Source organism: Microbacterium sp. OR21, from assembly GCF_047306785.1.
Lineage (GTDB): Bacteria > Actinomycetota > Actinomycetes > Actinomycetales > Microbacteriaceae > Microbacterium > Microbacterium esteraromaticum_E.
In genome coordinates this window covers 215,188-241,020 of the sequence record NZ_JAZEXJ010000002.1, presented here as the reverse complement: position 1 = coordinate 241,020, position 25,833 = coordinate 215,188, and the positions used below count along the sequence as shown (strand labels likewise).

General features: G+C 69.0%; 26 protein-coding genes. 11 read left to right on the top strand and 15 right to left on the bottom strand.

The genetic code is table 11. The annotated features are described in order from the left end of the window. Positions 1 to 17 precede the first annotated feature (17 nt). A complete protein-coding gene (locus V2S04_RS05780) occupies positions 18 to 707 on the bottom strand; it encodes an IclR family transcriptional regulator (RefSeq protein ID WP_413637489.1) in 690 nt (229 codons plus the stop codon). Positions 708 to 813: 106 nt separating this feature from the next. On the opposite strand from V2S04_RS05780, the gene V2S04_RS05775 reads away from it, so the two are divergent. The 5 genes from V2S04_RS05775 to V2S04_RS05755 all read left to right on the top strand — a co-directional run bounded on the left by V2S04_RS05775 (position 814) and on the right by V2S04_RS05755 (position 6,284). Then, the gene (locus tag V2S04_RS05775) at positions 814 to 2,670 is read left to right on the top strand and encodes an FAD-dependent monooxygenase (RefSeq protein WP_413637488.1); all 1,857 of its coding nucleotides are present in this window, start codon (positions 814 to 816) and stop codon (positions 2,668 to 2,670) included. A gap of 197 nt (positions 2,671 to 2,867) precedes the next feature. Beyond that, positions 2,868 to 3,821, top strand: a complete 954-nt coding sequence (locus V2S04_RS05770) for an ABC transporter ATP-binding protein (protein WP_413637486.1) — start codon at positions 2,868 to 2,870, stop codon at positions 3,819 to 3,821. A 1-nt stretch (position 3,822) separates the two neighbouring features. After that, positions 3,823 to 4,581 carry an ABC transporter permease gene (locus V2S04_RS05765; RefSeq protein WP_413637485.1) on the top strand — a complete coding sequence of 253 codons (759 nt, stop codon included), beginning with the start codon at positions 3,823 to 3,825 and terminating at the stop codon, positions 4,579 to 4,581. A 9-nt stretch (positions 4,582 to 4,590) separates the two neighbouring features. Continuing rightward, positions 4,591 to 5,670: a sensor histidine kinase gene (locus V2S04_RS05760; RefSeq protein ID WP_413637484.1), complete on the top strand. Its 1,080-nt coding sequence runs from the start codon at positions 4,591 to 4,593 to the stop codon at positions 5,668 to 5,670. Further along, a complete protein-coding gene (locus tag V2S04_RS05755; RefSeq protein WP_413637482.1) occupies positions 5,667 to 6,284 on the top strand; it encodes a response regulator in 618 nt (205 codons plus the stop codon). Before V2S04_RS05760 ends, V2S04_RS05755 begins: the two co-directional genes overlap by 4 nt. A 97-nt stretch (positions 6,285 to 6,381) precedes the next feature. Here V2S04_RS05755 and V2S04_RS05750 read toward each other — a convergent pair whose 3' ends face one another. After that, entirely contained in the window at positions 6,382 to 8,097 is a 1,716-nt protein-coding gene (locus V2S04_RS05750; RefSeq protein ID WP_413637481.1) for a thiamine pyrophosphate-binding protein, read from the bottom strand. 237 nt (positions 8,098 to 8,334) lie between these two features. Here V2S04_RS05750 and V2S04_RS05745 point away from each other — a divergent pair, with 237 nt between their 5' ends. Next, positions 8,335 to 9,426, top strand: a complete 1,092-nt coding sequence (locus tag V2S04_RS05745) for a YihY/virulence factor BrkB family protein (protein ID WP_413637480.1) — start codon at positions 8,335 to 8,337, stop codon at positions 9,424 to 9,426. Here V2S04_RS05745 and V2S04_RS05740 read toward each other — a convergent pair. After that, positions 9,423 to 10,238 (bottom strand): class II glutamine amidotransferase, encoded by an 816-nt coding sequence (locus V2S04_RS05740; RefSeq protein ID WP_413637479.1) that lies wholly within the window; start codon positions 10,236 to 10,238, stop codon positions 9,423 to 9,425. The genes V2S04_RS05745 and V2S04_RS05740 overlap by 4 nt on opposite strands. A 133-nt stretch (positions 10,239 to 10,371) precedes the next feature. Between V2S04_RS05740 and V2S04_RS05735 the strand changes: the two genes are divergently transcribed. Continuing rightward, on the top strand, positions 10,372 to 10,881 hold the full coding sequence (locus V2S04_RS05735) for a phosphoribosyltransferase (RefSeq protein ID WP_413637478.1): 510 nt from the start codon (positions 10,372 to 10,374) through the stop codon (positions 10,879 to 10,881). Positions 10,882 to 10,890: 9 nt separating this feature from the next. Here V2S04_RS05735 and V2S04_RS05730 read toward each other — a convergent pair whose 3' ends face one another. From V2S04_RS05730 to V2S04_RS05695, 8 genes are all read right to left on the bottom strand, one after another. Beyond that, positions 10,891 to 12,414, bottom strand: a complete 1,524-nt coding sequence (locus tag V2S04_RS05730; RefSeq protein ID WP_413637477.1) for an ATP-dependent DNA ligase — start codon at positions 12,412 to 12,414, stop codon at positions 10,891 to 10,893. Positions 12,415 to 12,586: 172 nt separating this feature from the next. Beyond that, entirely contained in the window at positions 12,587 to 13,357 is a 771-nt protein-coding gene (locus tag V2S04_RS05725; protein WP_413637476.1) for an enoyl-CoA hydratase/isomerase family protein, read from the bottom strand. Between the two features lie 38 nt (positions 13,358 to 13,395). Continuing rightward, positions 13,396 to 14,544 carry a 1,2-phenylacetyl-CoA epoxidase subunit PaaE gene (paaE, locus tag V2S04_RS05720; protein ID WP_413638107.1) on the bottom strand — a complete coding sequence of 383 codons (1,149 nt, stop codon included), beginning with the start codon at positions 14,542 to 14,544 and terminating at the stop codon, positions 13,396 to 13,398. A gap of 28 nt (positions 14,545 to 14,572) precedes the next feature. After that, positions 14,573 to 15,061, bottom strand: coding sequence for a 1,2-phenylacetyl-CoA epoxidase subunit PaaD (gene paaD, locus V2S04_RS05715; protein WP_413637475.1), 489 nt, complete (start codon positions 15,059 to 15,061; stop codon positions 14,573 to 14,575). 5 nt (positions 15,062 to 15,066) lie between these two features. Continuing rightward, positions 15,067 to 15,876: a 1,2-phenylacetyl-CoA epoxidase subunit PaaC gene (gene paaC, locus V2S04_RS05710; RefSeq protein ID WP_413637473.1), complete on the bottom strand. Its 810-nt coding sequence runs from the start codon at positions 15,874 to 15,876 to the stop codon at positions 15,067 to 15,069. Further along, positions 15,873 to 16,163, bottom strand: a complete 291-nt coding sequence (gene paaB / locus V2S04_RS05705; protein ID WP_099196344.1) for a 1,2-phenylacetyl-CoA epoxidase subunit PaaB — start codon at positions 16,161 to 16,163, stop codon at positions 15,873 to 15,875. Before paaB ends, paaC begins: the two co-directional genes overlap by 4 nt. Beyond that, complete coding sequence (paaA, locus tag V2S04_RS05700) at positions 16,160 to 17,137, bottom strand: 1,2-phenylacetyl-CoA epoxidase subunit PaaA (RefSeq protein ID WP_413637472.1); 978 nt, start codon at positions 17,135 to 17,137, stop codon at positions 16,160 to 16,162. Before paaA ends, paaB begins: the two co-directional genes overlap by 4 nt. Before the next feature lie 73 nt (positions 17,138 to 17,210). Further along, positions 17,211 to 17,630: a pilus assembly protein CpaE gene (locus V2S04_RS05695; protein WP_413637471.1), complete on the bottom strand. Its 420-nt coding sequence runs from the start codon at positions 17,628 to 17,630 to the stop codon at positions 17,211 to 17,213. A 107-nt stretch (positions 17,631 to 17,737) separates the two neighbouring features. On the opposite strand from V2S04_RS05695, the gene V2S04_RS05690 reads away from it, so the two are divergent. The 4 genes from V2S04_RS05690 (at position 17,738) to V2S04_RS05675 (ending at position 22,916) form a co-directional block, all read left to right on the top strand. After that, positions 17,738 to 19,849 (top strand): RecQ family ATP-dependent DNA helicase, encoded by a 2,112-nt coding sequence (locus V2S04_RS05690; RefSeq protein ID WP_413637470.1) that lies wholly within the window; start codon positions 17,738 to 17,740, stop codon positions 19,847 to 19,849. Between the two features lie 189 nt (positions 19,850 to 20,038). Further along, positions 20,039 to 21,202, top strand: coding sequence for a DUF222 domain-containing protein (locus V2S04_RS05685; RefSeq protein WP_413637468.1), 1,164 nt, complete (start codon positions 20,039 to 20,041; stop codon positions 21,200 to 21,202). Between the two features lie 147 nt (positions 21,203 to 21,349). After that, positions 21,350 to 21,874, top strand: a complete 525-nt coding sequence (locus V2S04_RS05680) for a PadR family transcriptional regulator (protein ID WP_413637467.1) — start codon at positions 21,350 to 21,352, stop codon at positions 21,872 to 21,874. Further along, positions 21,867 to 22,916 carry a BtrH N-terminal domain-containing protein gene (locus tag V2S04_RS05675; RefSeq protein WP_413637466.1) on the top strand — a complete coding sequence of 350 codons (1,050 nt, stop codon included), beginning with the start codon at positions 21,867 to 21,869 and terminating at the stop codon, positions 22,914 to 22,916. Before V2S04_RS05680 ends, V2S04_RS05675 begins: the two co-directional genes overlap by 8 nt. 375 nt (positions 22,917 to 23,291) lie before the next feature. Here V2S04_RS05675 and V2S04_RS05670 read toward each other — a convergent pair whose 3' ends face one another. From V2S04_RS05670 to V2S04_RS05655, 4 genes are all read right to left on the bottom strand, one after another. Continuing rightward, positions 23,292 to 23,888 carry a DUF305 domain-containing protein gene (locus V2S04_RS05670; protein WP_181417817.1) on the bottom strand — a complete coding sequence of 199 codons (597 nt, stop codon included), beginning with the start codon at positions 23,886 to 23,888 and terminating at the stop codon, positions 23,292 to 23,294. A gap of 57 nt (positions 23,889 to 23,945) precedes the next feature. Further along, positions 23,946 to 24,347, bottom strand: coding sequence for a four-helix bundle copper-binding protein (locus tag V2S04_RS05665; RefSeq protein WP_413637465.1), 402 nt, complete (start codon positions 24,345 to 24,347; stop codon positions 23,946 to 23,948). A 117-nt stretch (positions 24,348 to 24,464) separates the two neighbouring features. Beyond that, positions 24,465 to 24,656, bottom strand: coding sequence for a hypothetical protein (locus tag V2S04_RS05660; RefSeq protein ID WP_236967381.1), 192 nt, complete (start codon positions 24,654 to 24,656; stop codon positions 24,465 to 24,467). 223 nt (positions 24,657 to 24,879) lie between these two features. Next, a complete protein-coding gene (locus V2S04_RS05655; RefSeq protein WP_053548208.1) occupies positions 24,880 to 25,719 on the bottom strand; it encodes a F510_1955 family glycosylhydrolase in 840 nt (279 codons plus the stop codon). Between the last annotated feature and the right edge of the window lie 114 nt (positions 25,720 to 25,833).

Genomic DNA, 25,833 nt, shown 5'->3' with positions numbered 1-25,833 from the left:
GTGCTGGGCGGCTGCGATCAGCCGTCCAGCGCGGCGCGGATCGTGATCGCCGATCGCTGCAGGCGGTCGGCGATCTCGGCATCCGGGATGCGGGATGCCATGTGAACCACGGCGAGAGCGGCCGGGCGCTTGCCGCGCAGCGGCAGCGGCACGGCGATCGACCGCAGATTCGGGATCACCTCGTCGTGGCTGACCGCGTAGCCGCGCTCGGCCACGGCGGCGACCTCGGCGCGCAGCGCCGCATCCGCCGCGGGCCAGTCGACCTCCCGCATCTGCGTGAGGATCGCCTTGCCCGGCGCTCCCACCGTGACCGGATGCCTGGCGCCGGGGCGCTGCGCGACGTTCGCGAGCGCGTGGCGGGGCTCGACGCTGGTCAGCGTGATGACCTCGTCGCCGTCGAGCACGGTGAGGAAGGCGGTGAGGCCGAGCTCGTTTGCGACCGCGGTGAGCTCGGGAAGGGCCTCGGCCTGCAGGTCGTGCGCGACGCCGGCGGCGAGGGCCGCCATCCGCGGCCCCAGCGCCGCCCGGCCGGATGCGTCGCGGACGACGAGCCGATGATCCTCGAGCGTGCGCAGCAGGCGGTAGGCGATCGAGCGGTGCACCTCGAGGCGCGCGGCGACGTCATCGATCGAGAGAGGGCCATCGGCGAGGATCTCGAGGATCCGGATGCCGCGGCTGAGCGTCTGCGATGCGGGTGCCGAGGCCATCGGCGACTCCTGTTCTCTTGTGGCGCGTGACGCCCTTCGTATACGATCTGTTCAATAGTAGAACGCTGTGTTCCAATATAGAACACGCCGGAAGGAATCGACGACGATGCAGTTCCACCACCACGGCTATGTCTCCCACGACCCACGGGTCCTTCCCGCCGAGGGTCTGGGCATCGACCGGCCAGACGCGCTGCCCGACGAGGTGGACGTGCTCATCGTCGGCTCGGGCCCTGCGGGCATGCTGCTCGCCGCGCAGATGTCGCAGTATCCGAACGTGAACACGCGCATCATCGAGAAGCGCGACGGGCGTCTCGTGCTCGGCCAGGCGGACGGAATCCAGCCGCGCAGCGTCGAGACCTTCCAGGCGTTCGGCTTCGCCGAGCGCATCGTCGCCGAGGCGTACAACATCGGCTGGATGAACTTCTGGGGCCCCGACCCGGAGAACCCGCAGAACATCGTGCGCACCGCGCGCACCGCCGACTACGCCTACGACATCTGCGAGTTCCCGCACCTCATCGTCAACCAGGCGCGCGTGCTCGACTACTTCGCGGAGGCGGCCGCCGACGGACCGGGCCGCATCGTGCCCGACTACGGCGTGGCCTTCCTCGGCCTCACGGTGCACGACTCGGGCGAGCATCCGGTCGAGGTGCAGGTCGACGACAAGGGCACCGAGCGCACCATCCGCGCCAAGTACGTCGTCGGCTGCGACGGCGCGCGCAGCGGGGTGCGCAAGGCCATCGGCCGCACGCATGTCGGCGACATGGCGGCGCACGCGTGGGGCGTCATGGACGTGCTGGTGAACACCGACTTCCCCGACTGGCGCACCAAGTGCGCGATCAACGCCGAGGCGGGCAACATCCTGCACATCCCGCGTGAGGGCGGCTATCTCAGCCGCATGTACATCGATCTCGGTGAGGTCGCCGCCGACGACGACCACCGGGTGCGCCAGACGCCCATCGAGACCGTCATCCGCAAGGCGAACGAGATCCTGCATCCGTACTCCATCGACGTCAAGGACATCGCCTGGCACAGCGTCTACGAGGTCGGGCACCGGGTGACCGACGGCTTCGACGACGTCATCGACGACAGCGGGCGCACCCCGCGGGTCTTCCTCACCGGAGACGCGTGCCATACGCACAGCGCCAAGGCCGGCCAGGGCATGAACGTCTCGATGCAGGACGGCTTCAACCTCGGCTGGAAGCTCGGCTCGGTGCTCACCGGCCGCAGCCCCGAGACCCTGCTCGCCACCTACGGCGCCGAGCGCAAGCCGGTCGCGCAGCAGCTGATCGACTTCGATCGCGAGTGGTCGAGCCTGATGGCCCGCAAGCCCGAGGAGATCTCCGACCCCCAGGAGCTCGCGACCTTCTACCTCGGCACGGCCGAGTTCCCCTCGGGGTTCATGACGCAGTACACCCCGTCGATGATCACCGGCACCGACGCGCACCAGGCACTCGCGGCCGGCTTCCCGCTGGGCAAGCGGTTCAAGTCGGCCGAGGTCACCCGCGTCTGCGACGGCAACGTCATCCACCTCGGCCACCATGCCCGGGCCGACGGCCGCTGGCGCGTCTACGCCTTCGGCGACGCCTCGGGCGAGCGACTGAACGCCTGGGCGGCGCAGGCGGCGGCGGTCTTCGCGCGGTTCACCCCGGCGGATGCCGACGTCGACTCCGTGTTCGACGTGAAGGCGATCCACCAGGGTTCGTACGAGGATGTCGAGGTCACGACCGTGCCCGAGCTGTTCGCACCGAAGACGGGGCCGCTGGGCCTGACCGACTGGGAGAAGGTGTACGCGTCGGCTCCCAGCAAGTGGAACGACAACGACATCTTCGAGGCGCGCGAGCTGTCGCGCGGCGGCGTCGTGGTCGTCGTGCGCCCCGACCAGTACGTCGCCGCGATCCTGCCCCTCGACGCGGTCGACGAGCTCGCCGCGTTCTTCGAGGGAGCCCTGCTGCCGGCATCCTGAATCGTCGGCTCTGCGCTCGCGAAACGCAGGAATTCGCGTGAAACGCAGGAGCCGAGCCCGGATCGGCTCCTGCGTTTCGCGCGTTCTCCTGTGATCCGCGCGGGGTCGGATGCCCCATTCAGCACGTGACAGGTGTCACGCGGAAGGCGTGACAGCGCACTCCTGCTCGCGGGACCGCGCGCCGTGAGAGTGGATGCATGACCACTCTCACCGTCCCGGCAGAACCGCCGGTGTCCATCTCCGAGCGTTCGCCCGCCATCGTCCTCGAGGGAGTGCGCCGCCACTACGGCGCGAGCGACCGCCGCGTCGACGCCGTCGCCGGCCTCGACCTCACTGTGCACCGCGGCGAGATCGTCGCGCTTCTCGGCCCGAACGGAGCGGGCAAGACCACGACGCTCGACATGCTCCTCGGTCTGACGCCTGCCAGCGAAGGGCGCGTGGCCGTCTTCGGTCAGGCGCCGGCGCACGCGACAGCCTCCGGGCGCATCGCCGCCGTCCTGCAGACCGGAGGGCTTCTCTCCGACCTGTCGGTGCGTGAGACAGTCGAGGTCATCGCTTCGCTGCACAGCCGGGAGGCGCTCCGCAGAGTGCCGGAGACGCTCGAGCGCGCCGACCTGCTCAGGCTCGCACGCCGGCGCGTAGCGAAGTGCTCAGGAGGAGAGCAGCAGCGCGTCAAGTTCGCACTGGCGCTGGTGGCCGACCCCGACATCCTCGTGCTCGACGAGCCCACCGCCGGGATGGACGTCACCGCCCGCCGCCGGTTCTGGGAGGTCATGCGGGCGGATGCCGATGCCGGCCGCACCATCGTCTTCGCCACGCACTATCTCGAGGAGGCCGAGCAGTTCGCCCGACGCACCGTCGTCATGAACCGCGGTCGAATCGTCGCCGACGCTCCGACCGACCGGCTGCGTGCCAGCCTCGGCGCACGCACGCTCTCCGCAACGCTGCCCGCCGAGGGCGCGCGCGAGCTCCTCACCGTCCTCGATGCTCGTCCCGGCGTCACCGATCTGCGCGTCGACGCCGGCCGTGTGAGCCTTCGCGCAGCCGACTCGGATGTCGTGGCATCCGCTCTTCTCGCCTCAGGGGCGCATGATCTCGAAATCGTCGCGCCGACCCTCGAAACCGCCTTCACCACCCTGACGGAGAACTGACATGACCACCATCTCGCCCACCATGCTGCGCGTCGAGGCGCTGCGTCAGCTGCGCAACCCCTACACCCTCGCTTTCACGCTGGCGATGCCCGTCGCGATGTACCTGCTCTTCGGAGCAGGCGGCGACGTCGGCCACCTCTCCGCAGGACACGGCAACGTGTCGTTCTACATCATGGTCTCGATGGCCGCCTACGGCACCGCGGTCGCGATGAGCTCGCTCTCGTCCCTCGCAGCAGCCGAGGCCAAGCAGGGCTGGGGCCGCCAGCTCGCGATGACGCCGCTCGGCACCGCCGGATACGCGCTCACGAAGCTCATCAATGCGCTCATCTTCGCCGTGCTCGCCCTGGTCGCCGTGTTCATCGCCGGGTTCGCCACCGGAGCGCAGGCCGACGACATGTGGCGGTGGGCGGCCGCAGCGACGATCATCCTCGGAGCAGGGCTGATGTTCGGCCTGTACGGGCTCGGCGTCGGGCTGTTCTTCAACAGCGATTCCGCTGCGGCGCTGGCATCGATCTCGATGACCTTCTTCGGGTTCCTGGGCAACGTGTTCATGCCGCTCGACGGCATCATGCTCGAGATCGCCCGCTTCACGCCCATGTACGGCTTCGCTGCCCTGGCACGCTGGCCGCTCACCGACGGCACTCTCACCACCGGTCAGAGCGATCCGCTGTCGGCGCTCCTGCTGAACATGGGCGCATGGACCGCGTTCTTCGTCCTGCTCGTGGTGGCCGGCGCCAAGCGCTCGCGCGCGCGCCGATAAGGTCGAACGGTGACCACGCACGCGGTGAAGAACCCCTGGGAGCGCTTCGGGTGGTTGATGGCAGTCGTCTGGCTGGTCTTCCTGATCTACCCGGTCATGGCCCTGCTGCGCTCGCGGGCCGAGGCGCACTGGGTGGTGATCGGCTGGACTGCCATCACCGCGTTCGCCGTGCTGTACGTCGTCGGATTCATTCGCGGGATGGCCGACGGCAACGCAGTGGGAGACCCTCCGCGGAAGGGTCAGTGGATCATCTTCGCCGCGCTCATCGCATGCGCGGTGGTGTCCGTGCCTGCCGAGGGTGGCTCGGCCCTGAGCTTCCTGCCGTTCATCATGTCGTTCGCCTCCTACGGTCTCACCCGACCCTGGCATTGGATCACCACGATCACTTCCCTGGCCGTCACCGCCGCAACCGTGCTGTTCGCCCCGGAGGGGCGCAGCTATGCCTCGGTACTCGCCATCATCGCCATGGTCGGTGTTGTCAACACCGTCTCCACGTGGCTCATCATCCGCTCGGCGCAGGCCGAGGCGCTGGGACGCGAGCTGGCGACCAGCGAGGGCAGGGAGGCGGTGGCGCGGGACGTGCACGACCTCGTCGGACACTCGCTCACCGTCGTGCGACTCAAGGCGCAGCTCGCGCGACGGCTCATCGACTCCGACCCAGAACGGGCCAAGGAGGAGCTGGCGGCCATCGAAGAGCTCACGGCCGAGGCCATCGCAGGCGTGCGGTCGACCGTCGCCGGTGCCCGCGTGGCAGCGCTCGTCGAGCAGCTGGCCGCGAGCCGTGAAGCGCTGCGGGCGGCGGATATCGACGTGCGCGTCAGCGGTGAGCCCGATGCGCTGTCCCCCTCGCAGGCGCTCACCTCGGGATGGATCCTGCGCGAGGCGACCACCAACGTGCTCCGGCACGCTCGCGCGAGCATCGTGAGCGTGAGCATCGCGCCGGGGCGGTTCGAGGTGCATGACGACGGCGTCGGCTCGGGCGGCAGGGAGGGCAACGGGGTGCGGGGGATGCGCGAGCGCGCCGCGGCGGCCGGGGCCGCCTTCTCCGTGCGCTCCGACGCCGGCACGCACGTCGAGGTGACCTGGTGAGCGCCGACGCGATCCGTCTGCTTCTGGTGGACGACCAGGCGCTGATCCGCGGGGCCATGGCGGCGCTGCTGGAGCTCGAAGGTGACATGACCGTTCTCGGCACCGGGGCCGACGGCACGGATGCCGTGCGTCTCGCCGCCGAACTGCGACCGCACGTCTGCCTGATGGACATCCAGATGCCGGGGATGGACGGGATCGAGGCAACGCGTGCCGTACGCGCAGCCTGCCCCGGCACGCGCGTGCTGATCGTGACGACGTTCGCCCGCCCGGGGTACCTGCGGTCGGCGCTGGACGCCGGTGCTGCCGGGTTCGTCGCCAAGGATGCCCCGGCCGAGCAGCTCGCGGACGCAGTGCGTCGCGTGCACGCAGGACTGCGGGTCCTCGATCCCTCTCTCGCAGAGCAGAGCTTGTTCGAGGGCGCGAACCCCCTCAGCGAGCGAGAGCGCCAGGTGCTGCGTCTGGCGGCGGATGGCCGGACAGCAGGGCGCATCGCCGAGGAGGTCTTCCTGACCCCGGGCACCGTGCGCAATGTGCTCTCCTCGGCGATCGGGAAGACCGGCGCGGCCAATCGCGCGCAGGCTGTGCGCTCGGCCCAGGACAAGGGCTGGATCTGATTCCCGAACGCAGGACTTCGCACGAAACGCAGGAGCCCATTCACGGTCGGCTCCTGCGTTTCGCGTGGTCTCCTGCGTTTCTTGCGAGGGTGCCGCGTCAGGAGTTCACGCGGATGATCTCCTGCTGGTACGGCGCGATGACCGCGCCCGAGATGCGCAGGTCGAGCACGAGGAAGCGACGCTCCGCCGGATCCTCGGATGCCCAGCTGCGCAGCCGCTCGAGGTCGTCGAGCGTGCGCACGACCACGCCCTCCGCGCCGACGGCCGCGGCGAAGGCGGCGAAATCGACCTCGGGGATGAGCATCGGCCCCTCAGCGAGACCCTTGAGGCCGTAGAGGTTGACCTCGGCGCCGTAGGCGGCGTCGTTCCAGATCACCGCGACGCCCCGGCCGGCGGCGGCGCGCACGGCGGATTCGAGGTCGGCGATCGCCATCAGTCCGCCGCCGTCGCCCGAGGTCAGCACGATCGTCTGCTCGGGGCGGGCGCGGGTCGCGCCGACCACGCTCGGCCAGCCCTGGCCGATCGACTGGAAGGCGGTGCCGACCATCATCATGCGGTCAGGCGCCGCCACCGGCCAGTACATGTTCGCCCAGCCGATGAAGTGGCCGCCGTCTGAGACGACCACGCGGTCCTCCGGCAGCAGCTCCGCGATGCGGCGCGCCGCCGAGCGCGGGTCGAGGCGGCCGTCGGGGGCGATCTCGTCGCCTTCCGCGTAGGCGCGGGCCGCGGCGACGTCGACGGACTCCCGCCACGGCTGGGTTCCGAGTCCGGAGATCCGACCGCCGTCAGATCCACCGACCTGCGTGTCGGCGCCGACCGCAGTCGTCTCTCCGGAGTCGTGCAGCCGCGCGACCAGTGCCTCGGCCGCGAGACGCGCATCTGCGCGCACGTATCCGCCGATGTTGGCGTGCGTCGCCGCCGGTGCCACGTCGATCTGGAAGACGTGCGTGCCCGGGGCGAACAGCTCGCCGAAGCGCATCGTGAACTGGTTGAGCGAGGCGCCGAAGACGACGGCGACGTCCGCCTCGCGCACCAGCTCCATGGCGCCGTCGGCGCCGAACCCGCCGGTCACGCCCAGGTCGTATCGGGTGTCGGGGAAGACGCCGCGGCCCAGAGCGGTGGATGCCGTGAGCGCGCCCGTCGCGTCGGCGAGCTGCCCGAGGGCCTCGCTCGCCCCGGACAGCCAGGCTCCTCGGCCCGCGAGTAGGAACGGGCGCTCGGCCGAGCGCAGCGCGTGAGCGATCTCGTCGAGCATCCCGTCCGCGAAGTCACCGCGTGGGGCGAGCGGCGCCGGCAGCCGCGGCTCGGGAGCCGCAGCGACGGGTCCCGCCTCGAGCGCGGCGACGTCGTAGGGGATCGCCAGCACGACGGGCACGCGGTAGGTGAGGGCGTGCTCGATCGCGATGACGGTGGTGGCGGCGGCATCCGCGTGCCCGGTCGTATAGGTGCGCGCGCCGACGGCCGATGCCATCGCGATCTGATCCACATCCCACGGGCGCGGGCCGGAGGTGGGCTCGTCGCCGACGACGAGCACGAGCGGCACGTGCGCCTGGACGGCCTCGGCCAGCGCCGTGAGGGTGTTCGTGAACCCGGCGCCGTACGTCGAGGTGGCGGCCGCGATGCGACCGGATGCGCGGAAGTGCGCGTCGGCGGCGACCACAGCACCCTGCTCGTGGCGGACGGCGGTGAAGACGGCGTCGGTCTGCTTCTCGAGCGCATCGAGGAAGTACGCGTTGCCGTTGCCCATCACGCCGAAGACGTGGTCGATGTGCTGGGCGAGGGTGAGGGCCACGTGGGCGGAGACGGTGGGCATGGTGAAGCGCCTTTCAAGACAGGAACGGAGGGATCCGTATGTGTCTCGCGTCTCTCGCTGCATCGCGGAGTGCTTCGTGCCCCTTTTTCGAGCACCGGTCGTGACCGGACTCTTCCGATAGTAGCGCCGCGGCAATATAGCTCGCGCGGCTCTCCAGGTCGAGGCGGTGGTGCGAATCGGGCATCCGGTCGAGAGTGGATGCTCGGAACGCGACCGCACAGCATCACGGAGGGCACCATGTCGGGAAACCTGGAGCAGCCGGCGTCGCAGGGCGATGCGCAGAGCAGCACCGCCAAAGAGCAGCAGGCGCCGGCGCCTGACGACGCTCGCAAGCCGCAGACCCCGCCGCAGATCGACAAGCCCTCGTGGAAGTACGTGCTCAAGCGCGCGGTCGCCGAGTTCTCGCGCGATCGATGCACCACCCTCGCGGCGGCTCTGACGTACTACAGCGTGCTGGCGATCTTCCCCGCCCTGCTCGCCGTCGTCTCGCTGGTGGGGCTGTTCGGGCAGGCGCAGCAGACCACCGATCTGCTCGTCGGCGTGCTGGGGCGTGTGGCCGACGAATCGGTCGTGGAGCTGCTGCGTCAGCCGATCGAGCAGCTGGCGCAGTCGAACTCCGCAGGGCTCGCCCTCATCATCGGTCTGGCGGGAGCGATCTGGTCGGCGTCCGGGTATGTCAGCGCGTTCTCGCAGGCGATGAACACGGTCTACGAGATCGACGAGGGTCGCCCGTTCTGGAAGCTGCGGCCGGTGGTGCTGCTGCTGACGGTGGTGCTGCTGATCATCGCCGTGGCGATCGTGCTGCTGCTGATCGTCTCGGGTCCGATCGCCGAGGCCGTCGGAGAGGCCATCGGACTCGGCGAGGCGGCCGTCACCGTGTGGAGCATCGCCAAGTGGCCGGTCGTCGCGATCCTCGCCGTGCTCGCCGTGGCGATCCTGTACTACGGCAGCCCGAACGTGAAGCAGCCGAAGTTCCGCTGGATGAGCCTGGGTGCCTTCGTCGCGCTTCTCATCATGGTGATCGCCTCGCTCGGCTTCTTCTTCTACGTCGTCAACTTCGGCAACTACCAGAAGACGTACGGCAGCATCGCCGGCGTCATCATCCTGCTGCTGTGGCTCTGGATCGTGAACCTGTCGCTGCTGCTCGGCGCGGAGTTCGATGCCGAGGTGGAGCGCGGTCGTCAGCTGCAGGCGGGCATCGAGGCGGAGGAGAGCATCCAGCTGCCACCGCGCGACGACCGGCAGAGCAGGAAGATGCAGGAGAAGGAGCAGAAGACGATCGACGAGGGTCGGGAGCTGCGCGAGCGGGCCGAGAAGCGTCGCCGCTAGGCGTGCAGCGCGTGCTCGGCCGCGAGCTCGAGCGTCGACGTCGCGCGGTCGGCAAGGCGGATGGCGGTGACCGACTCCGCGGGCAGGGGAGTCCAGCCGCTGCCGGCGACACCGGTAGATCCGATCGAGATGGTTCCGTCGTCGCCTTCGCGCCAGCGCAGCGCGAAGTAGTCCTCGTTGTGCTCGCTGGGGAGCACATCCGCCAGCGGGGCGAGGCGTGACAGGTCGTGCTCGGTGAGGATGCTCGTCGCGCTGGCGTGCACGACGATGAGCTCCTCGTCGTCGAGCAGCAGCGCGTTGAGGCTGGCGAGCGGGAACAGCTCGCGCAGCAGCGAGGCCACCCGCGTCGTCGCCTCGTGCAGACTCAGCCCCTCGGCGACCTTCTCGCGGATGAGCGCGAAGTACATCTCGCTGTCGGTGGTGCCGGTGAGCGACGCGACGCTCTCGGGCGAGAGCAGCGACCTGAGCTGGTCGAGCGGCTTGATCGAGCCGTTGTGCGCGAACGCGATGCCGTCCGCCAGGAAGGGATGCGCGTTTCGGTCGTTGACCGGAAGGCCCGCCGTCGCCCAACGCAGGTGCACGATCGCGGCACGGCACTCGGCGTCTACGGCCTGCTCGAAGGCGGCGTCGCCGATGGCCGATCGCGCCGACCGGTGTGCCGCAGGTGGCTGACCCGGCTCGCGCACTCCCGCCCAGCCCCATCCGTCGCCGTGCAGCCGGGCGAGCGAGAGCAGGCTCTCCATGCCGTCGCGACCGAGTTCCCGGCGGGCGGCGGAGTGATCGGGAGCGACGAAGGCGAACAGGCGGCACATGGTGGAAGACCTCGGGTATCGGAGCGAGGAGGGCGGCGGGTGACGCGACTCCTCATTCGTTTCTACCCCATCCACCCAGAAGAGGGGCCGAATCGGTTCACCTGGTATGCCATTCGTGTAACACAATGGAACGGTGACTGAGGCACTGATCGAGCGCGAGACACTCACCTGGGACGGATTCGGGGAGGCCACCCGCGATCTCGCGCGCGAGATCATCGACAGCGGCTTCGTGCCCGAGGTCGTCGTGGCGATCGCGCGCGGTGGTCTGCTGCCGGCGGGGGCCATCGCCTACGGCCTGGGCGTGAAGAACTGCGGTGCGATCAACATGGAGTTCTACACCGGCATCGGCACCGTGCTCGACGCGCCGGAGGTGCTGCCGCCCGAGCTCGACATGGACTATCTGAACGGACGCCGCGTGCTGCTCGTCGACGACGTCGCCGACTCGGGGCGCACGCTCGCGCTCGCCGTGCAGCTGCTCAAGGAGAAGGGCGCCGATGTGCGCTCGGTCACCATCTACACCAAGCCGTCGACGATCATCCAGCCCGACTTCGCCTGGAAGGACACCGACCGGTGGATCAACTTCCCGTGGTCGTTCAAGGGCACCGTCGTCGAGGAGGATCAGGGGCTGGCGCCGTCGGCGTGATGCTGGTGCTCAGCCGCGCAGCAGCGCCCTGAGCGTCTGGATCGTGTCGGCCTCGCCGGCGCTCTTGTCCGGCCGATAGCCCTTCACGCGCGCGAAGCGCAGCGCGATGCCGCCCGGGTACCGGGGCGAGCGCTGCACGCCGTCGATCGCGATCTCAACCACCGTCTCCGGTCGCATGAAGACGGTGCCCGCCGTGCGCCGGGTCTCGAGTGCGGGGAAGGTCTGCGTCTGCCAGCGCAGCAGCTCATCGGTCAGCCCCTTGAACGTCTTGCCGACCATGACGAACCCGCCCGGTTCGCCGAACTCGCCGTCGTGGTCGCGGGCGCCGAGGTGCAGGTTCGACAGCATCCCGGTGCGCCTGCCCGATCCCCATTCCGCGCCGAGCACGACCAGGTCGTAGGTGAGCACCGGCTTCACCTTCACCCACGACGTGCCGCGGCGCCCCGCCGTGTACGGCGAGTCCAGCGCCTTCACCAGCACGCCCTCGTGCCCGGCCGCGAGGGCTTCGCGCGAGAGGCGTTCGGCCTCGTCGGCATCGGCGGTGACGATTCCGGGCATCCGCCAGTCGCCGACGACCCGTTCGAGCTCGGCAAGTCGCGCACTGAGGGGTTCGTCGATGAGATCGCGTCCGTCGACGTGCAGGATGTCGAAGAACCACGGGCGCAGCACCAGCTCGCGGGCGACGTCGGCGCCGAAGCGCGACATCGTCTCCTGGAAGGGCCGCGGTGCGCCGTCTTCATCGAGTGACAGCGTCTCGCCGTCGAGGATGAGGTCGCGCGCCGGCAGCGAGCGCACGATCTCGACGAGCTCGGGCACCCGATGCGTGACGTCGGCGAGGCTGCGGGTGTAGACGCCGACCTCGTCGCCGTGGCGGTGAACCTGGATGCGCGCGCCGTCGAGCTTGTACTCCACCGACGCCTCGCCGGTGATCTCCAGCGCCGCGGTAGGGGTGGCTGCGGTCGACGCGAGCATCGGCATCACGGCCCGCCCGACCGCCAGCCCCACGGCCTCGAGCTCGTCTTCGCCGCCGGTCAGCGCGATCACCGCGGTCTCGCCCAGATCGCCCGACAGCATCGCGGCGCGTCGCACCGAGGTCACTGGGCGATCCGACGCGCGGGCGATCGCGTCGAGCAGCACGCCACCGAGCGCGCCGGTGCGCAGCTCTCCCATCATCGCCCGGGAGAGCAGATCCCATTCCGCCGCCGTCGCTCGACCGGCGAGTGTCTGCAGAATGCCCTGTCGCGCGGCGGTCGAGCCCGCTCCGGATGCCGCGGCCAGGGCATCGAGCGCCTCGTCGACCTCGGTGATGGTGAGCGTCGCGGTCTCGGCGTGCGAGACGTCGAGGCCGCTCAATGTGCGCCACCCGACGCCGAGGCGGCCCTGTCGCGGCGCGGCCAGCAGCAGCCCGACCAGCGGACGCAGCTCGTCGGGCTGCGCGGCCGCGAGCAGCCGGGCGAGCGCGTCGATCTTGGCCAGGCGGGAAGACGTCGCCGAGACCTCGTCGGTCGCGGCGAGCAGCTCTGCGAGCATCATGCCGGCATCCTCGCACCGGGCACCGACACGGAAGCAGGGGGTTGCGCGCACGGGCGTCTCCCATCCGTCGGGTGGGTGCCGGATGGGAAACGCTGGTGGCGGATGCCGGGTACCGGCGTTTCCCGTCCGTCGGGCGGGGCGCGGGACCGGCCGGGCGGGCGGAGCAGCAGGGTCAGCGGCCGCGGAACTCCGGGCGGCGCTTCTGCTGGAACGCGGCGAAGCCCTCGCGATAGTCATCGGTGTCGCAGAGCGCGGCCTGCGCGGCGTTCTCGATGTCGATCGAGTCCCAGAGTGCGAGCCGCTCGTCGCGGATGCGGGCGATGAGTCGCTTGCTCGCCAGGAATGCCGCGGTCGCCCCGCGAGCCGCGGTGCGAGCGGCATCCTCGGTCGCCGTGCGCACCTCGTCGTCGGCGAAGACGCGGGAGAAGAGCCCGGATGCCACGGCTTCGGAGCCCGACATGAGCCGGCCCGTGTAGATCAGATCGAGCGTCTTGTGCGCGCCCAGCCGGTCGGCGAACAGGGCGTGACCGCCGGAGTCGAGCGTCGCGCCGAGGGCCGCGAACGGCGAGCCGATCTTCGCCGACTCGGCGACGTAGACCACGTCGGTGGCGATGAGCAGGCCGAGCCCGACACCTAGGCAGGCGCCGTGCGCGACCGCGAAGGTGGGCGCCGGGAACGCCGCCATGCGCTGCAGCAGGGGAGTGACGATCCCGCCGAGGTAGCCCATCACGTCGTCGTCTCTCGGATCGACGGCCGAGATGTCGCGTCCGGCGCAGAACGCCCGCCCTTCGCCGCGCAGCAGCAGGGCCCTGACACCGACCCGCTCGGCCTCGTCGTACGCCGCGTGCAGGCCGTGCAGGGCCTGCTCGTCGAGAGCGTTGAGCCGCTCGGGGGCGTTCAGCGTGATCTCTGCGACGTCATCGGCGATGTGGATGTCGATCATGACGGCTCCTGTCTCGAGCGGCCGGGCGCGGCGGTGGGTCACACGTCGTAGTCGACGACGAGGCGGTCGCTGGTCGGGTGCGACTGGCAGGTGAGCACGTACCCGCGCTCGAGCTCATCGGGCTCGAGCGCGTAGTTCTCGGTCATCGTCACGCTGCCCTCCAACACGCGAGCCCGGCACGTGCCGCACACTCCTCCGGAGCAGGCGAACGGGGCATCCGGCCGCACGCGCAGCGCCGCGTTCAGCACCGATTCGTGCGCGTCGACCGGACTCTCGACGGTCGATGACACCCCATCGAGGTTGATCTCGATGCGGTACGCCTTCTCGCCGGCGCGCACCTCGACCCGTCGCGGTCCGCGCTCGACGGGCGCATCGCCCGTGGTGAACAGCTCGAAGCGCACATGCTCGCGCGGCACGCCGAGGTCGGCGAGCACCTCGCGGCACAGGTCGACGAGCGCGAACGGACCGCACAGGAACCACTCGTCGACGGTCGCGGGGAGGATCAGCGAGTCGAGGATGGTGCGCAGCCGCTGCTCGTCGATGCGCCCCGACAGCACCGGAGCGGTGCGCTGCTCGCGGGAGAGCACATGGTGCAGCACGAGCCGGGTCGGATAGCGGTCCTTCAGGTCGGCGAGATCCTCGAGGAACATCACGTCGCCGGTCGATCTATTCGTGTAGAGCAGCGTGAAGCGGGTGGTGTCGGAGGCGGTGAGCAGGGTGCGTGCGAGGGCCATCATCGGCGTGATGCCGGAGCCGGCGGCGATGCCGACCACGTGCGTGCCCTCCAGCTCCTCGAGTCCCGACGTGAAGGTGCCCTGCGGGCTCATCACGTCGATCTGGAAACCCGGGGTCAGCTCGGTCTGCGCCCACGTCGAGAACAGGCCGCCCTCGTCGCGCTTGACCGCGATGCTGAGGCTGGTGGCGCCGTCGCGCACCGGTGCGGGCGGGCGGCACAGCGAGTACGAGCGGCGCACCTCGGCGCCGTCGAGGTGCACCCGCAGCGCGACGTACTGCCCGGGGAGGTACGCGTACTCGTCTGCGAGCGCGGCGGGCACGGCGAAGGTCACCTCGATGGCGTCGTCGGTGAGCCGGCGCACGTTCGAGACGGTGAGCGTGTGGAAGCCGGCGCGATGGCGGTCGCCGGCGATGTGCGGGGCGCCCTCATCGTGAGCGGCGGTGGCGGGCATCCGGAACAGTGGCATCAGATCGCCTCCATCAGATGACTTTGAAGTGGTCGAAGGGCTCGAGGCATGCACGGCACTCGAACAGTGCCTTGCATGAGGTCGAGCCGAAGCGCGACACCTCTCGGGTGTCGAGCGAACCGCACCGGGGGCACTTGACAGCCAACGCCAGCCGGATCGGTCCCTGGCGGTGGGCGGAGCTGCCTGACGGCGGGGCGATGCCGTACTCCACGAGCTTGCGCTTTCCGTCCTCGCTCATCCAGTCCGTCGTCCAGGCGGGGGAGAGCACGAGGCGCACCTCGACGTCGGCGAAGCCGGCGGCGGTCAATGCGAGCACGATGTCGTCGCGGATGGCATCCATCGCCGGGCATCCGGAGTAGGTGGGCGTGATGTCGACGACGACGCGCTCGCCGTCGACGCGCACGTCGCGTAGCACCCCGAGATCGGCGATCGTGAGGACGGGGATCTCGGGATCGGCGACCGCGGCAGCGATCTCACGCGCGCGAGCAACACGGTCGGTCATGGTGGTCACCATGTCGCCCCCGGATGCCGCCTGGCGAGCACCTGCATCTCTGCCAGCAGGTGCCCGAAGGGCGTCGCGTGCGACCCGCGCCGCCCGCCGGCGCGGGAGGCGGCGATCGCGGGCCGAGCCAGCTCGGCCTCGGCGAAGACGGTGTCGATCACGGCGTCGAAGCCCATCCGCAGCGTCGACGGGCGCACGGCGATCCCTTCGAGCCGGTCGATCAGCGGCTCGTCGCGGAACAGCTCGTCGACGTACGGCCACACGTCCGTCAGCGCGCGGATCATCTTCTCGCGTGAGAGCTCGGTGCCGCCGGCCAGGCGCAGCACCCACTGCACGGCGTGGTCGCGGTGGTAGTCGACCTCTTTCAGCGACTTCGCGGCGATCGCGGCGAAGGTCTCGTCGGTCGAGGCGCGCAGCGCCGCGTACAGCTCGTACATGTACGCCGAGGCGATCAGCTGGCGGGCGATCGTCTGCGCGAAGTCGCCGTTGGGCTGCTCGACGAGCCACGAGCTGCGGAACTCCGGCTCGTCGCGGAAGTACGCCAGGTCGTCCTCGCTGCGGTCGTCCCATGTGCCGGCGTAGCGCAGCAGCGAGCGGGCGTGCCCCAGCAGGTCGAGGGCGATGTTGCCCAGAGCCACGTCCTCCTCCAGCTCGGGGGCGCGTGAGATCCACGCGCCGAGCTGCTGCGACAGGATCAGCGCATCGTCACCCAGCCAGAGGGCGTATTCGGCGACATCGGCCGACCCGGCGCGGCTCTCGCCGCCGGAGAGCTCGGATGCCAGGTGCCGCTGCTCGACGGAGACGTGGATGTTCACAGGTGCGGCACCCCCTCCGACGCCGTGTAGTAGACCGCATGCCGGTAGTTCTTCCCCTCCGAGCTCTCGAAGAAGGCATCCTTGGCATCCGGATCGCTGGTGGTGATGGCATCCGCCGGCACCACCCAGATCGACACTCCCTCGCCGCGGCGGGTGTAGAGGTCGCGGGCGTTGCGCACGGCCATCTCGGCATCCGGGGCCACGAGCGATCCGACGTGCACGTGGCTGAGTCCGCGGTTCGCCCGCACGAACACCTCCCAGAGAGGCCAGGCGGTCTGCTCGGTCATGACGCCACCTCCGTTCGCAGCGCCTGCTTGCGGGCGTACTCGGCGGCGGCCTCGCGCACCCACGCGCCCTCGTCGTGCGCGGTGCGGCGGCGCTCGAGCCGCTCGGCGTTGCATGGACCGTTGCCCTTCAGCACCTCGAAGAACTCGTCCCAGTCGATCTCGCCCATGTCGTACTGCCGGGTCTCGTCATTCCACCTCAGGTCGGGGTCGGGCAGGGTGATACCGAGGATCTCGGCCTGCGGCACGAGCATCCCGACGAAGCGCTGACGCAGGTCGTCGTTCGAGAAGCGCTTGATCTTCCACTTCATCGACTGCGCGGAGTTGGGCGACTGATCGTCCGGCGGGCCGAACATCGCCAGGCTCGGCCAGTACCAGCGGTTCACCGCGTCCTGCGCCATCTCGCGCTGCTCGTCGGTGCCCTGCATCAGTGTGAGCAGGATCTCGAAGCCCTGCCGCTGGTGGAACGACTCCTCCTTGCAGATGCGCACCATCGCGCGGCCGTACGGGCCGTACGAGGCACGGCACAGAGGCACCTGGTTGACGATGGCGGCGCCGTCGACGAGCCAGCCGATCGCTCCCATGTCGGCCCAGGTGGGGGTGGGGTAGTTGAAGATCGACGAGTACTTCGCCTTGCCGTCGATCAGCTGACGCATCATCTCCTCGCGGGTGGTACCGAGGGTCTGCGCGGCTGAGTAGAGGTAGAGCCCGTGGCCGGCTTCGTCCTGCACCTTGGCCATCAGGATCGCCTTGCGCTTGAGGCTCGGCGCGCGGGTGATCCAGTTGCCCTCGGGCTGCATGCCGATGATCTCGGAGTGCGCGTGCTGTGAGATCTGGCGGACCAGGGTCTTGCGATACGCATCGGGCATCCAGTCGCGCGGCTCGATGCGCTGCTCGTTCTCGATCAGCTCGTCGAAGCGGCGCTCGTCGTCGGTGGGCGCGTCGTTCACGAGCGTGAGGTCTGCGGGGCTGGTCATCGTCGACTCCATCGGTTTACTGACCGTTCGTTTGGTAATTCTCGCACGCAGGAGTCGGGCGGGCAAGACGGGGTCAGCGAGCGCGCTGCAACAGGGTGAGCAGCGCCTGCCCGTAGGCCTCGGCGGGTTCCGGATGCTCGAAGCGCATCCGCTCTCCGGCGATCTCGATCTCGACGACGAACGCGTCGGGCAGACGCTGCAGCGACCGGAAGGTGCCGCGCAGCAGCTCGCGCAGCTGATCCTCCCTGGGCAGCCAGACCGCCTCCGACAGCTGCACTGCGTCGAGCGCCCACTCGGTGGTGCCGTTGAAGGCGAGGTCGGTGCCCGACGGGGTCGCGCGCGCCTCGATCGTCATCTCGCTGACCGTGAAGATGTCCGCCTCGGCCTCGAGTTCGATCTCGTCGGGCAGGTCGAGCGCGAACCGATCGCCGCTGGCCGGATGCCAGACCAGACCCGTCTCGCGCAGGGCGACGGCCAGTTCGCGGCTGATCATGCCTCTACGGTAGGCGACGGGCGGATGCCCAGGGGTCTGTCGCCGGCGGATGCAGTGGTGTGGACGCGGATGCGGTGGTGTCGGCGGCGTGAGGCAGAGTGGACGGCATGGCTGCATCGACCTCGACCGACATCCGTGATGCCGCGCTCGCCGCGCTGCGCGAACTGGTCGGGCGCCCAGACGCGACGTTCCACGACGGGCAGTACGAGGCCATCGAGGCGCTCGTCGCCGAGCACCGCCGTGCGCTGGTCGTGCAGCGCACCGGCTGGGGCAAGTCGGCGGTGTACTTCGTCGCCACTCTCCTGCTGCGTCGCCAGGGGGCGGGCCCGACGGTGCTCGTCTCGCCGCTGCTGGCGCTGATGCGCGATCAGATCGCGGCGGCCGAGCGGGCGGGTGTGCGCGCCGTGGCGATCAACTCGACGAACGCGCACGAATGGTCCGACGTGATCGCGCGTCTCGACCGCGACGAGGTCGACGTGCTGCTCGTCTCGCCTGAGCGGCTGAACAACCCCGCCTTCCGCGAGAACCAGCTGCCGGCGCTGGTGCGCCGGATCGGCATGCTCGTGGTCGACGAGGCGCACTGCATCAGCGACTGGGGGCACGACTTCCGCCCCGACTACCGGCGCCTGCGTGAGCTGATCGCCGAGATGCCCGCAGGGGTTCCCGTGCTGGCGACGACGGCGACGGCCAACAGCCGGGTGGTCGCCGACGTGGCAGAGCAGCTTGGCGGCGCGTCGCCCGCGGATGCCGGGGTTCTGACCATCCGGGGGCCGCTGGCCCGGGCATCCCTTCGCCTCGGCGTGCTGCAGCTGACCGGCTCGGCACAGCGCCTGGCCTGGCTGCTCAGCCATCTGAACGATATGCCCGGCTCGGGCATCATCTACACGCTCACGGTGGCGGCCGCCGTCGACACCGCCCGGCTGCTGCGCGAGCAGGGGCACGAGGTGCGCGCATACACCGGCCAGACCGATGTCGAGGAGCGCGAGGAGTCGGAGGGGATGCTCAAGCGCAACGAGGTGAAGGCGCTCGTCGCGACCAGCGCGCTCGGCATGGGGTTCGACAAGCCCGACCTCGGGTTCGTCGTGCACCTCGGGGCTCCGTCGTCGCCGGTCGCGTACTACCAGCAGGTCGGTCGCGCCGGTCGCGCCAGCGACAGCGCCGACGTGCTGCTGCTGCCGGGTGTGGAGGATCGCGACATCTGGCACTACTTCGCCACCGCGTCGATGCCCGATCGAGAGCGCGCCGAGCGGGTGATCGCGGCGCTCGGCGACGCACCGTTGTCGACACCGGCGCTCGAGGCGATCGTCGACATCCGCCGCACGCCGCTCGAGCTGCTGCTGAAGGTGCTCGACGTCGACGGCGCCGTGCGCCGGGTGCAGGGCGGCTGGATCGCCACCGGTGAGCCATGGACGTACGACGCCGAGCGGTACGAGCGCATCGCCGCCGAGCGTCGCGCCGAGCAGCAGCACATGCTCGACTACCAGCAGACCGACGGCTGTCGCATGGAGTTTCTGCAGCGCTCGCTCGATGACCACACGGCGGCCCCGTGCGGTCGCTGCGACAACTGCGCCGGGCCGTGGTTCCCGACCGAGATCGGGTCGGATGCCGGGGCCGCGGCATCCGGAGCGCTCGACCGTGTCGGCGTGCCGATCGAAGCGCGCCGGCAGTGGCCCACCGGCGGCGACCGTGTGGGCGTTCCGGTGAAGGGGCGCATTCCCGCCGACGAGCAGGCGGGGGAGGGGCGCGCGTTGGCGAGACTCACCGACCTCGGCTGGGGAGGCACGCTGCGGCAGCTGTTCGCCGCGGGAGCTGCGGATGCCGAAATCACCCCTCAGGTGCTCGACGCCTGCGTCCGCGTGCTCGCCGGGTGGGGCTGGGAGCGGCGTCCGGTGGCCGTCGTCGCGATGCCGTCGCGGTCGAAGCCGCTGCTCGTCGACTCGCTCGCCCGCGGGATCGCCGACATCGGCCGGCTGCCGTACATCGGCGCGCTCGGCTACGCGAACGGCGGGCCGAGCGGCGAACCCGGCGGCAACAGCGTGTTCCGCCTCGCCGGGCTCTGGGAGCGCTTCACGGCTGACGGGCTGACGGTACCGGACGGCCCGGTGCTGCTCGTCGACGATCAGGCCGACAGCCGCTGGACCCTCACGGTCGCCGCCCGCGAGCTGCGCCGGGCGGGGGCGAGCGAGGTGCTGCCGTTCGTGCTGGCGCTGCGCGGCTGACCCCGCGGTGGTTCGCCCCATCCGCGAGACTTCTGTTCCAGCACGAGACGGCCCGCACGGAGCACTGTCTCGTGCTGGAAGGCAAGTCTCACTTGGTCCTACTGGACATCCGGAAAACGTCTCCGAAAAGTTTTCTGATCTGGGAAAAGTGATCCCTTCAATGTCGGTGGCCCTCCTCAGAATGGAGGTATGAACAGCCCGGCCGATGCTCTCGCTCAGGTCGCCGCCGACCTGCGTGATCTGCTGTCGGGCGACACGCTCGCGGGGCTGTCCGACGCGGAGCGTGCCGAGGCGCTCGCGGCGTTCGGAGAGATCTCGCGGCTGGCGGATGCCGGCATCGTCGAGACGGTGGCGACCGCCGACACCGAGTTCGGGCATCGGTTCGGCTGCCGGGGCATGAACGAGATGCTCCGCCGTGCCGCTCTGGTCGATGCGTCCGTCGCGGCGCGGATCATCCGGGCGGCGGAGGCCGTGCAGCGCGAGACGAGTCTCGTGTCGGGAGAGCGGATGCCCGCCCGCTGGCCCGCCATGAGAGAGGCTCTGCTCGACGGTGCGGTCGGAGTCGCCGGACTGCTCGCGGCCGTCGCCCCGGTGGAACGCGGGCGCGACCGCATCACGATCGAGCAGCGGATGTGGGCTGACGCCAACCTTGCGGCGTTCGCGCGCGGCGACGAGCTTCCCGGCGAGGAAGGCGACGATCGCGGCCAGGCGCCACGAGCCTCGGCAGAAGACCTCAAGCCGTTCGCGGCGGCTCTCGCGGTCGCGCTCGACCCCGACGGCGCCGAACCGACCGACCATCAGGCGCAGGCGCGCCGATCGATCACCATAGGTCGCCTGCGCGACGGCGTCCACCCGCTGCGGGGAAACCTCACACCCGAGGTCGCCGCGCAGTGGCAGCTCATCGAAGACGCGTACAACGACCCGAAGGTGGGTGGCGCTCCCGACACCGGCGTCCGGTTCACTCTCGACACCGACGACGCCGACGATCCGTTCAACACCGATCCGCGCAACGTGATCGATCCCCGCACCGCAGCACAGAAGCGGCACGATGCGCTCGCCGCCGCCCTCGGCATCGCCGCTCGACACAGCGAGATGCCCTCGCTGGGCGGGGCGGCTCCGACCCTGGTCGTGCATGTCGACGCTGCCGACTTCGCCGCCGGCACCGGCTGGGCGACTCTGCCGGGTGCCGAGTCGGCCGTTCCGCTGCACGTCGCCACCCACACCCCAGAAGCCTCACGAGCCCATTCTGACTCGGAAAGACCCTCTGCGCCCCCTCCTGAGACGAAACACGGCAAGACGTCTTTTCGAGACAGGCGCCGTTCCGAGAACACGGCCCCACTGGTCGCTGAATGACCGCCGAACGGTACGTCTCAGAAAGCTACAGATTTTGGAGATGAGCCTCGAACGCGATCTCTCGGGAGATGAGTCCGCCGCAGGCCCCACTGCAGTGACAACACTTATGTCCAACGCTCCAACCATCCTAGTACTAGGATAACGAGCATGAAGCTGACCTCTACCGAGCTGACCGTGCTCGGTCTCGTGATCGAGCAGCCGAGGCACGGCTACGACCTCGAGCAGGTGATCGAACGACGAGGGATCCGGCGTTGGGCCGAGATCGGATTCTCGTCGATCTACTACGTGCTCGCGAAGCTTGAAGATCGCGGGCTCATCGAATCTCCTGGCGACCAATCCGGCGCCAAGAAGAGACGAGTGTTCCGCGCGACCGCGGCCGGGCAGTCCGCCGCAGCGAGAGCGGCTGTCGCGTCGATCGCGGACCAGCAGACCGTCGTGCATCCCATGCTGGCTGGGCTGGCCAACGCGCAGCTGATCTCAGAAGACGACTACCGCGATGCGCTGCGGCAACGCATGATCTGGATCAGCGAACGGATCGCCGCCCTTCTCGCTGCTAGACAGGCACAAGCCCCTCTCCCTCATGCTGCGCATGAAGTCTTCTCGTATTCGCTCAGCCTTCTCGAGGCCGAGAGGTCGTGGCTCGCCGCGAGAGTAGGGGTGTCGAATGACTGAGTCCACTTCGAGCGCTAGCGAGGGAACTTCTGGCGCGATGATCCTTGCCGGAGTGAACACCTCCGGTGGGGTGCACTGCGAGACCACAGCCCTCAGGGTCCTTCTCACGCACGGCGGGCTCCAACTCTCAGAGCCGATGCTCTTCGGCCTGGGCTCCGGGCTGTCCTTCATCTACTGGGATTCCCGGCAGCAGAACCTGCCGTTCCTCGGCGGCCGGGTCAAACCGTTCGTGCTCTCGCAGAACCTGACCTCCCGCCTGGGAATCGATCTTCGCGTGGATGAGACCACATCGCGGCGAAAAGCGTGGGACCAGCTCCGCGAGACGCTTCGCGACGGAACACCCGTCGGCCTCCAACTCGACAGCCATGACCTGGAGTACTTCGGATCGCGGGTTCACTTCGCCGGCCACATCGTCGCTATGTACGGCTACGACCACGACAGGGCGTATCTCGTCGACACCGCCCAGCAGGGAGGGGCGGTTACGACCAGCTTGGAGAGCCTGGCCCGGGCACGAGCGGCACGAGGCCCGATGTCCGCACACCATCGCGCCTTCATCGTCAACGTGCCGGCCGACGCTCGGCGACCTAACCGGATTCGCCAGGCAATCGTTCCTGCAATCGTCGCCTGTGCAAAGGAGTTCCTCGCACCCCCGATTGCAAATCTCGGCAACCGCGGTATCGTCACCACAGCCGAGCGGATCCCGTCGTGGTTCGAGCGGCTGGATGACCCGTCCCGCGATCTTGCAGTCATCGCGATGCTGATGGAACGAGCGGGCACCGGTGGGGCGCTGTTCCGCAACCTCTACCGAGACTTCTTGACCGAGAGCAAGGAACTAGTCACTCGCGCATCCCACGCGAAGCTCATCGGCCAGAACGCGGCCCGGTTCGCAGAATCAGCCCAGCACTGGACCCGAGCGTCGGAGACGATTGAGCGCGCCGGCACCACAGGACGCGCAGACCTCCTTGGCGAAGCAGCAGACACTATCCGACAGATCGCGACACTGGAGACAGCTGCGATGACGTCGCTCGCGTCGCTGGAGTAGCCGTCAAGCGCGACCGGACAGCGGACGTCGCCGCCGCCGCGATGCCAGTACTGCCGCACTTGATCGGTTGGTGGTCGACCCCTGCCGAAAACGATCGTTTTCGGCAGGGGTCCAGAACTAAGGCTCGGAAGGCCTGCCACAAACGTTCGTCATAACCACCAAACGGCAAGGGTTTCCGGCTGATCTCGCGGAGACACACGCAGTCCGTTCGCGAACGGCGACGGCAGGTGTCGCGCAACCCATCATTTCTGACTGATTCGGTTAGAGTCTCACGGCGAGCTGCCGCAATGACTCTCCGAAACTCATTCGGTGGGGACTTTCAGCGGACCTTGGTGACTATCTCGTCGCAGACATCTGGGCCGCGCCCGGGCATCGCTACTCGTCGTCGGCGCATTCACGGTCGGCAGCCCGGTCGAAGTCGGGAACGGGCCGGTTCTGCGCGTCCTCGGGTGTCGTGGCGAGTCCGTTGCGTTCAATATCGTCGATCAGCCAGTCCATTTCTAGGATCTCTCGCCGCTGAGCTTCGCTGATTCCGACGGCGAGCTCGCAGACCCGGATGTCCTGAATCTGCGCTCGTTCAGATCTGGTGATCGCAAGGGAGTGGTGGGGAATCATGGCCCGCATGTATGCGGTGTCGTCGACGGTGATCTGGCTACGGTCGAGCGCGACGCCGCCTCCGAGCAGGAGGACGCTGACGATGACGACGGCGATGTTCGCTTTGGTGTTCTTGTACATGTTCAGCATCCAGGCGAGCATGACGAGGCCCATGGCGCCGCCCATGGTGAGGGCCATGAATACGCGGCTCTCGCTGAAGCGGATGTGTCCCCATTCCCACACTCCGGCGAACATCGTCCAGTACATCACGACCATGCCGGTGAGGATCATCGCCGCGAAACGCAGGTACATCTTCAGCGAGCCGTGCTTCTTGTCCTTTGCCTGTCGTTCGCTTCCTTCATGGGCGTCCTGTGACATGTGATTCACCTGTTCGTCTGGATAGGTTGCGCGTCGCGCGGTTGACGAGCGTCCGGTTCAGAGGGTTGCGAGGAGTGTGGCGCACGCGTCTTCGCATCGCCAGCAGGCCGCGGCACACACGGTGCAGTGTTCGTGCATGGTGTGCTTCTCGCACTCGTCGGCGCAGCTCGCGCACGCGGTGCGGCACGCTTCCAGGGCTGCCCGGGCGAGGTTGGTGTCGTAGCCGGTGTGTCGGGACAGGATGCGCGCGGTGGTGTCGCAGAGGTCGGCGCAGTCCAGGTTCGTGCGGATGCACTTCGTGAGCTCTGAGACCATCTCCTCGCTCAGGCACGCATCCGCGCATGCGGTGCACGATTGGGCGCAGTCCATGCAGGCCTCGATACAGTCCACGAGCGCCTTCTGGTCGACCTGTCCGAGGTCCTTCGGATAGGAGCGGAGCATTTCTGCCACGACAGTCATGATCGAATCCTCTCGTCGTCCTGGAACTCTCAAACTACGATCACGGTGTCGCCTGCGGCACCCCGTTGAATACCCCGGGAGGGCATGGTAACCCCAGCCGTGATGCGGCCTCAACGCTCAGGGCGCAGTGTCTCGCTGATCCGTTCCCCCAGGCGGGGGATCCCGCAGGATCAATGCCACGGCCGCCATGACGATGATCAGCGCGATGTCGTAGCTGGCGACTGTGTAGGTCCACCAGGCGGCATCGGTCGATTGCGTGTCGCTCAGCAAGTGCGCGAGTGCGAGGACCGGGCCCGTGGCCAGGAGCACGTACCCGAGGCGAACGAGGCGTCGATGCGTTCGCACAGGATCGAGCGGGTGGGTTCCGGCGCGGGTCATTGGAAGATCGCTCCGATCGTGAGGAAACTGGCGATGGCGAGGAGGGCGACGGCGATCGTCGCGGCTGTGATGAAGAACGTGAGATTCCGCAATGGGTTCTTGGGCTTGTTCATGAGAAGTCTTGGAGCGCGGGGCTTTGTCGGTATCCGCCCCCCTATTGGGCGGGGCTGAGGACGGTCGTGCCGTTTGTGGAGATCTCGACGATGCCGCGGTCATCGACGAGGATGATGCGCTCGTCGATGACGGAGAGGGCTTGCACGGCGCCGCGCAGCGATTCCAGCTGCTGCCAGGCACCGCTTTCGTCCTGTGACCACAGGACGCCGTCCGTACCAGCACCAAGAAGGGTGCCGTCCGTGCGCGCCTCCAGGGCGTACAGGACAGGGGCCGCATCGACGGGCGTGAAGGTGTTGCCGCCGTCGGTGCTGAGGAGGAGGCCTTCTTCGGCGGCGGCGTACACGCCGGATTCGGTGGCGGCGAGATCAGCGGCGCCGAGGGGTGCACGCTCTGTCCAGGTGCTTCCCTCGTCGGTGCTGGTGAGTAGGTTCACCTGACTGGAAGGGATGCCGTACAGGACGCCGTCGGGTCCTGCGGTCAGGACGTGGAAGTCGGTGGTCCCGTTGAGGGCGATCGGGGACCAGGAGTTCCCGTAGTCGTCGCTGCGGATGATGCCGAGGTTCGGGGCTCCCAGTTCAGGCGGGGTGTCTTCCCCGGGGTGTCCGGACGCGAACAGCGTGTCTTTCCAGGCGGTGAATCCCATGGCGTCGAAATCGTGTCCGCCGATCGGGCCGGAGATCTTCCCGCCGGGGTCGAGGGTGAAGATGCCGTTGTGCGTGGCGATGAGCAGGTCATCGCCACGTGGGTCTTCGGCGATGCCGTGGATGTGGTCGATGCGGGGTGCCGAGTCGGGGTTTCCGAGCGGTGTTGCGGTGCAGCCGGTGGCGATGACGGCGAGGGCGGTCACCGTGGCAGTGGCGAGAAGGAGTGAGCGTTTCATGATGGCTTCCGGTGGCGGCCGCGGGACGGCCTGGCTTCGCGGCGCGCGGCAGGAGCGCACCGACATGTGATGGATGTCGAGGGCGTGGCAAAGAGGTGGCCGGTGAGGGCGGGC

Bases quoted from the DNA above. Each gene is read 5' to 3' on its own strand.
- paaA (WP_413637472.1), bottom strand. From the start codon at position 17,137: ATGACCAGCCCCGCAGACCTCACGCTCGTGAACGACGCGCCCACCGAC.
- V2S04_RS05670 (WP_181417817.1), bottom strand. From the start codon at position 23,888: ATGTCACAGGACGCCCATGAAGGAAGCGAACGACAGGCAAAGGACAAG.
- V2S04_RS05655 (WP_053548208.1), bottom strand. From the start codon at position 25,719: ATGAAACGCTCACTCCTTCTCGCCACTGCCACGGTGACCGCCCTCGCC.
- paaB (WP_099196344.1), bottom strand. From the start codon at position 16,163: ATGACCGAGCAGACCGCCTGGCCTCTCTGGGAGGTGTTCGTGCGGGCG.
- V2S04_RS05685 (WP_413637468.1), top strand. From the start codon at position 20,039: ATGAACAGCCCGGCCGATGCTCTCGCTCAGGTCGCCGCCGACCTGCGT.
- V2S04_RS05725 (WP_413637476.1), bottom strand. From the start codon at position 13,357: ATGATCGACATCCACATCGCCGATGACGTCGCAGAGATCACGCTGAAC.
- paaE (WP_413638107.1), bottom strand. From the start codon at position 14,544: ATGCCCGCCACCGCCGCTCACGATGAGGGCGCCCCGCACATCGCCGGC.
- V2S04_RS05730 (WP_413637477.1), bottom strand. From the start codon at position 12,414: ATGATGCTCGCAGAGCTGCTCGCCGCGACCGACGAGGTCTCGGCGACG.
- V2S04_RS05695 (WP_413637471.1), bottom strand. From the start codon at position 17,630: ATGATCAGCCGCGAACTGGCCGTCGCCCTGCGCGAGACGGGTCTGGTC.
- V2S04_RS05690 (WP_413637470.1), top strand. From the start codon at position 17,738: ATGGCTGCATCGACCTCGACCGACATCCGTGATGCCGCGCTCGCCGCG.
- V2S04_RS05740 (WP_413637479.1), bottom strand. From the start codon at position 10,238: ATGTGCCGCCTGTTCGCCTTCGTCGCTCCCGATCACTCCGCCGCCCGC.
- paaD (WP_413637475.1), bottom strand. From the start codon at position 15,061: ATGACCGACCGTGTTGCTCGCGCGCGTGAGATCGCTGCCGCGGTCGCC.
- V2S04_RS05780 (WP_413637489.1), bottom strand. From the start codon at position 707: ATGGCCTCGGCACCCGCATCGCAGACGCTCAGCCGCGGCATCCGGATC.
- V2S04_RS05675 (WP_413637466.1), top strand. From the start codon at position 21,867: ATGACTGAGTCCACTTCGAGCGCTAGCGAGGGAACTTCTGGCGCGATG.
- V2S04_RS05750 (WP_413637481.1), bottom strand. From the start codon at position 8,097: ATGCCCACCGTCTCCGCCCACGTGGCCCTCACCCTCGCCCAGCACATC.
- V2S04_RS05665 (WP_413637465.1), bottom strand. From the start codon at position 24,347: ATGACTGTCGTGGCAGAAATGCTCCGCTCCTATCCGAAGGACCTCGGA.
- V2S04_RS05765 (WP_413637485.1), top strand. From the start codon at position 3,823: ATGACCACCATCTCGCCCACCATGCTGCGCGTCGAGGCGCTGCGTCAG.
- V2S04_RS05680 (WP_413637467.1), top strand. From the start codon at position 21,350: ATGAAGCTGACCTCTACCGAGCTGACCGTGCTCGGTCTCGTGATCGAG.
- V2S04_RS05745 (WP_413637480.1), top strand. From the start codon at position 8,335: ATGTCGGGAAACCTGGAGCAGCCGGCGTCGCAGGGCGATGCGCAGAGC.
- V2S04_RS05775 (WP_413637488.1), top strand. From the start codon at position 814: ATGCAGTTCCACCACCACGGCTATGTCTCCCACGACCCACGGGTCCTT.
- V2S04_RS05770 (WP_413637486.1), top strand. From the start codon at position 2,868: ATGACCACTCTCACCGTCCCGGCAGAACCGCCGGTGTCCATCTCCGAG.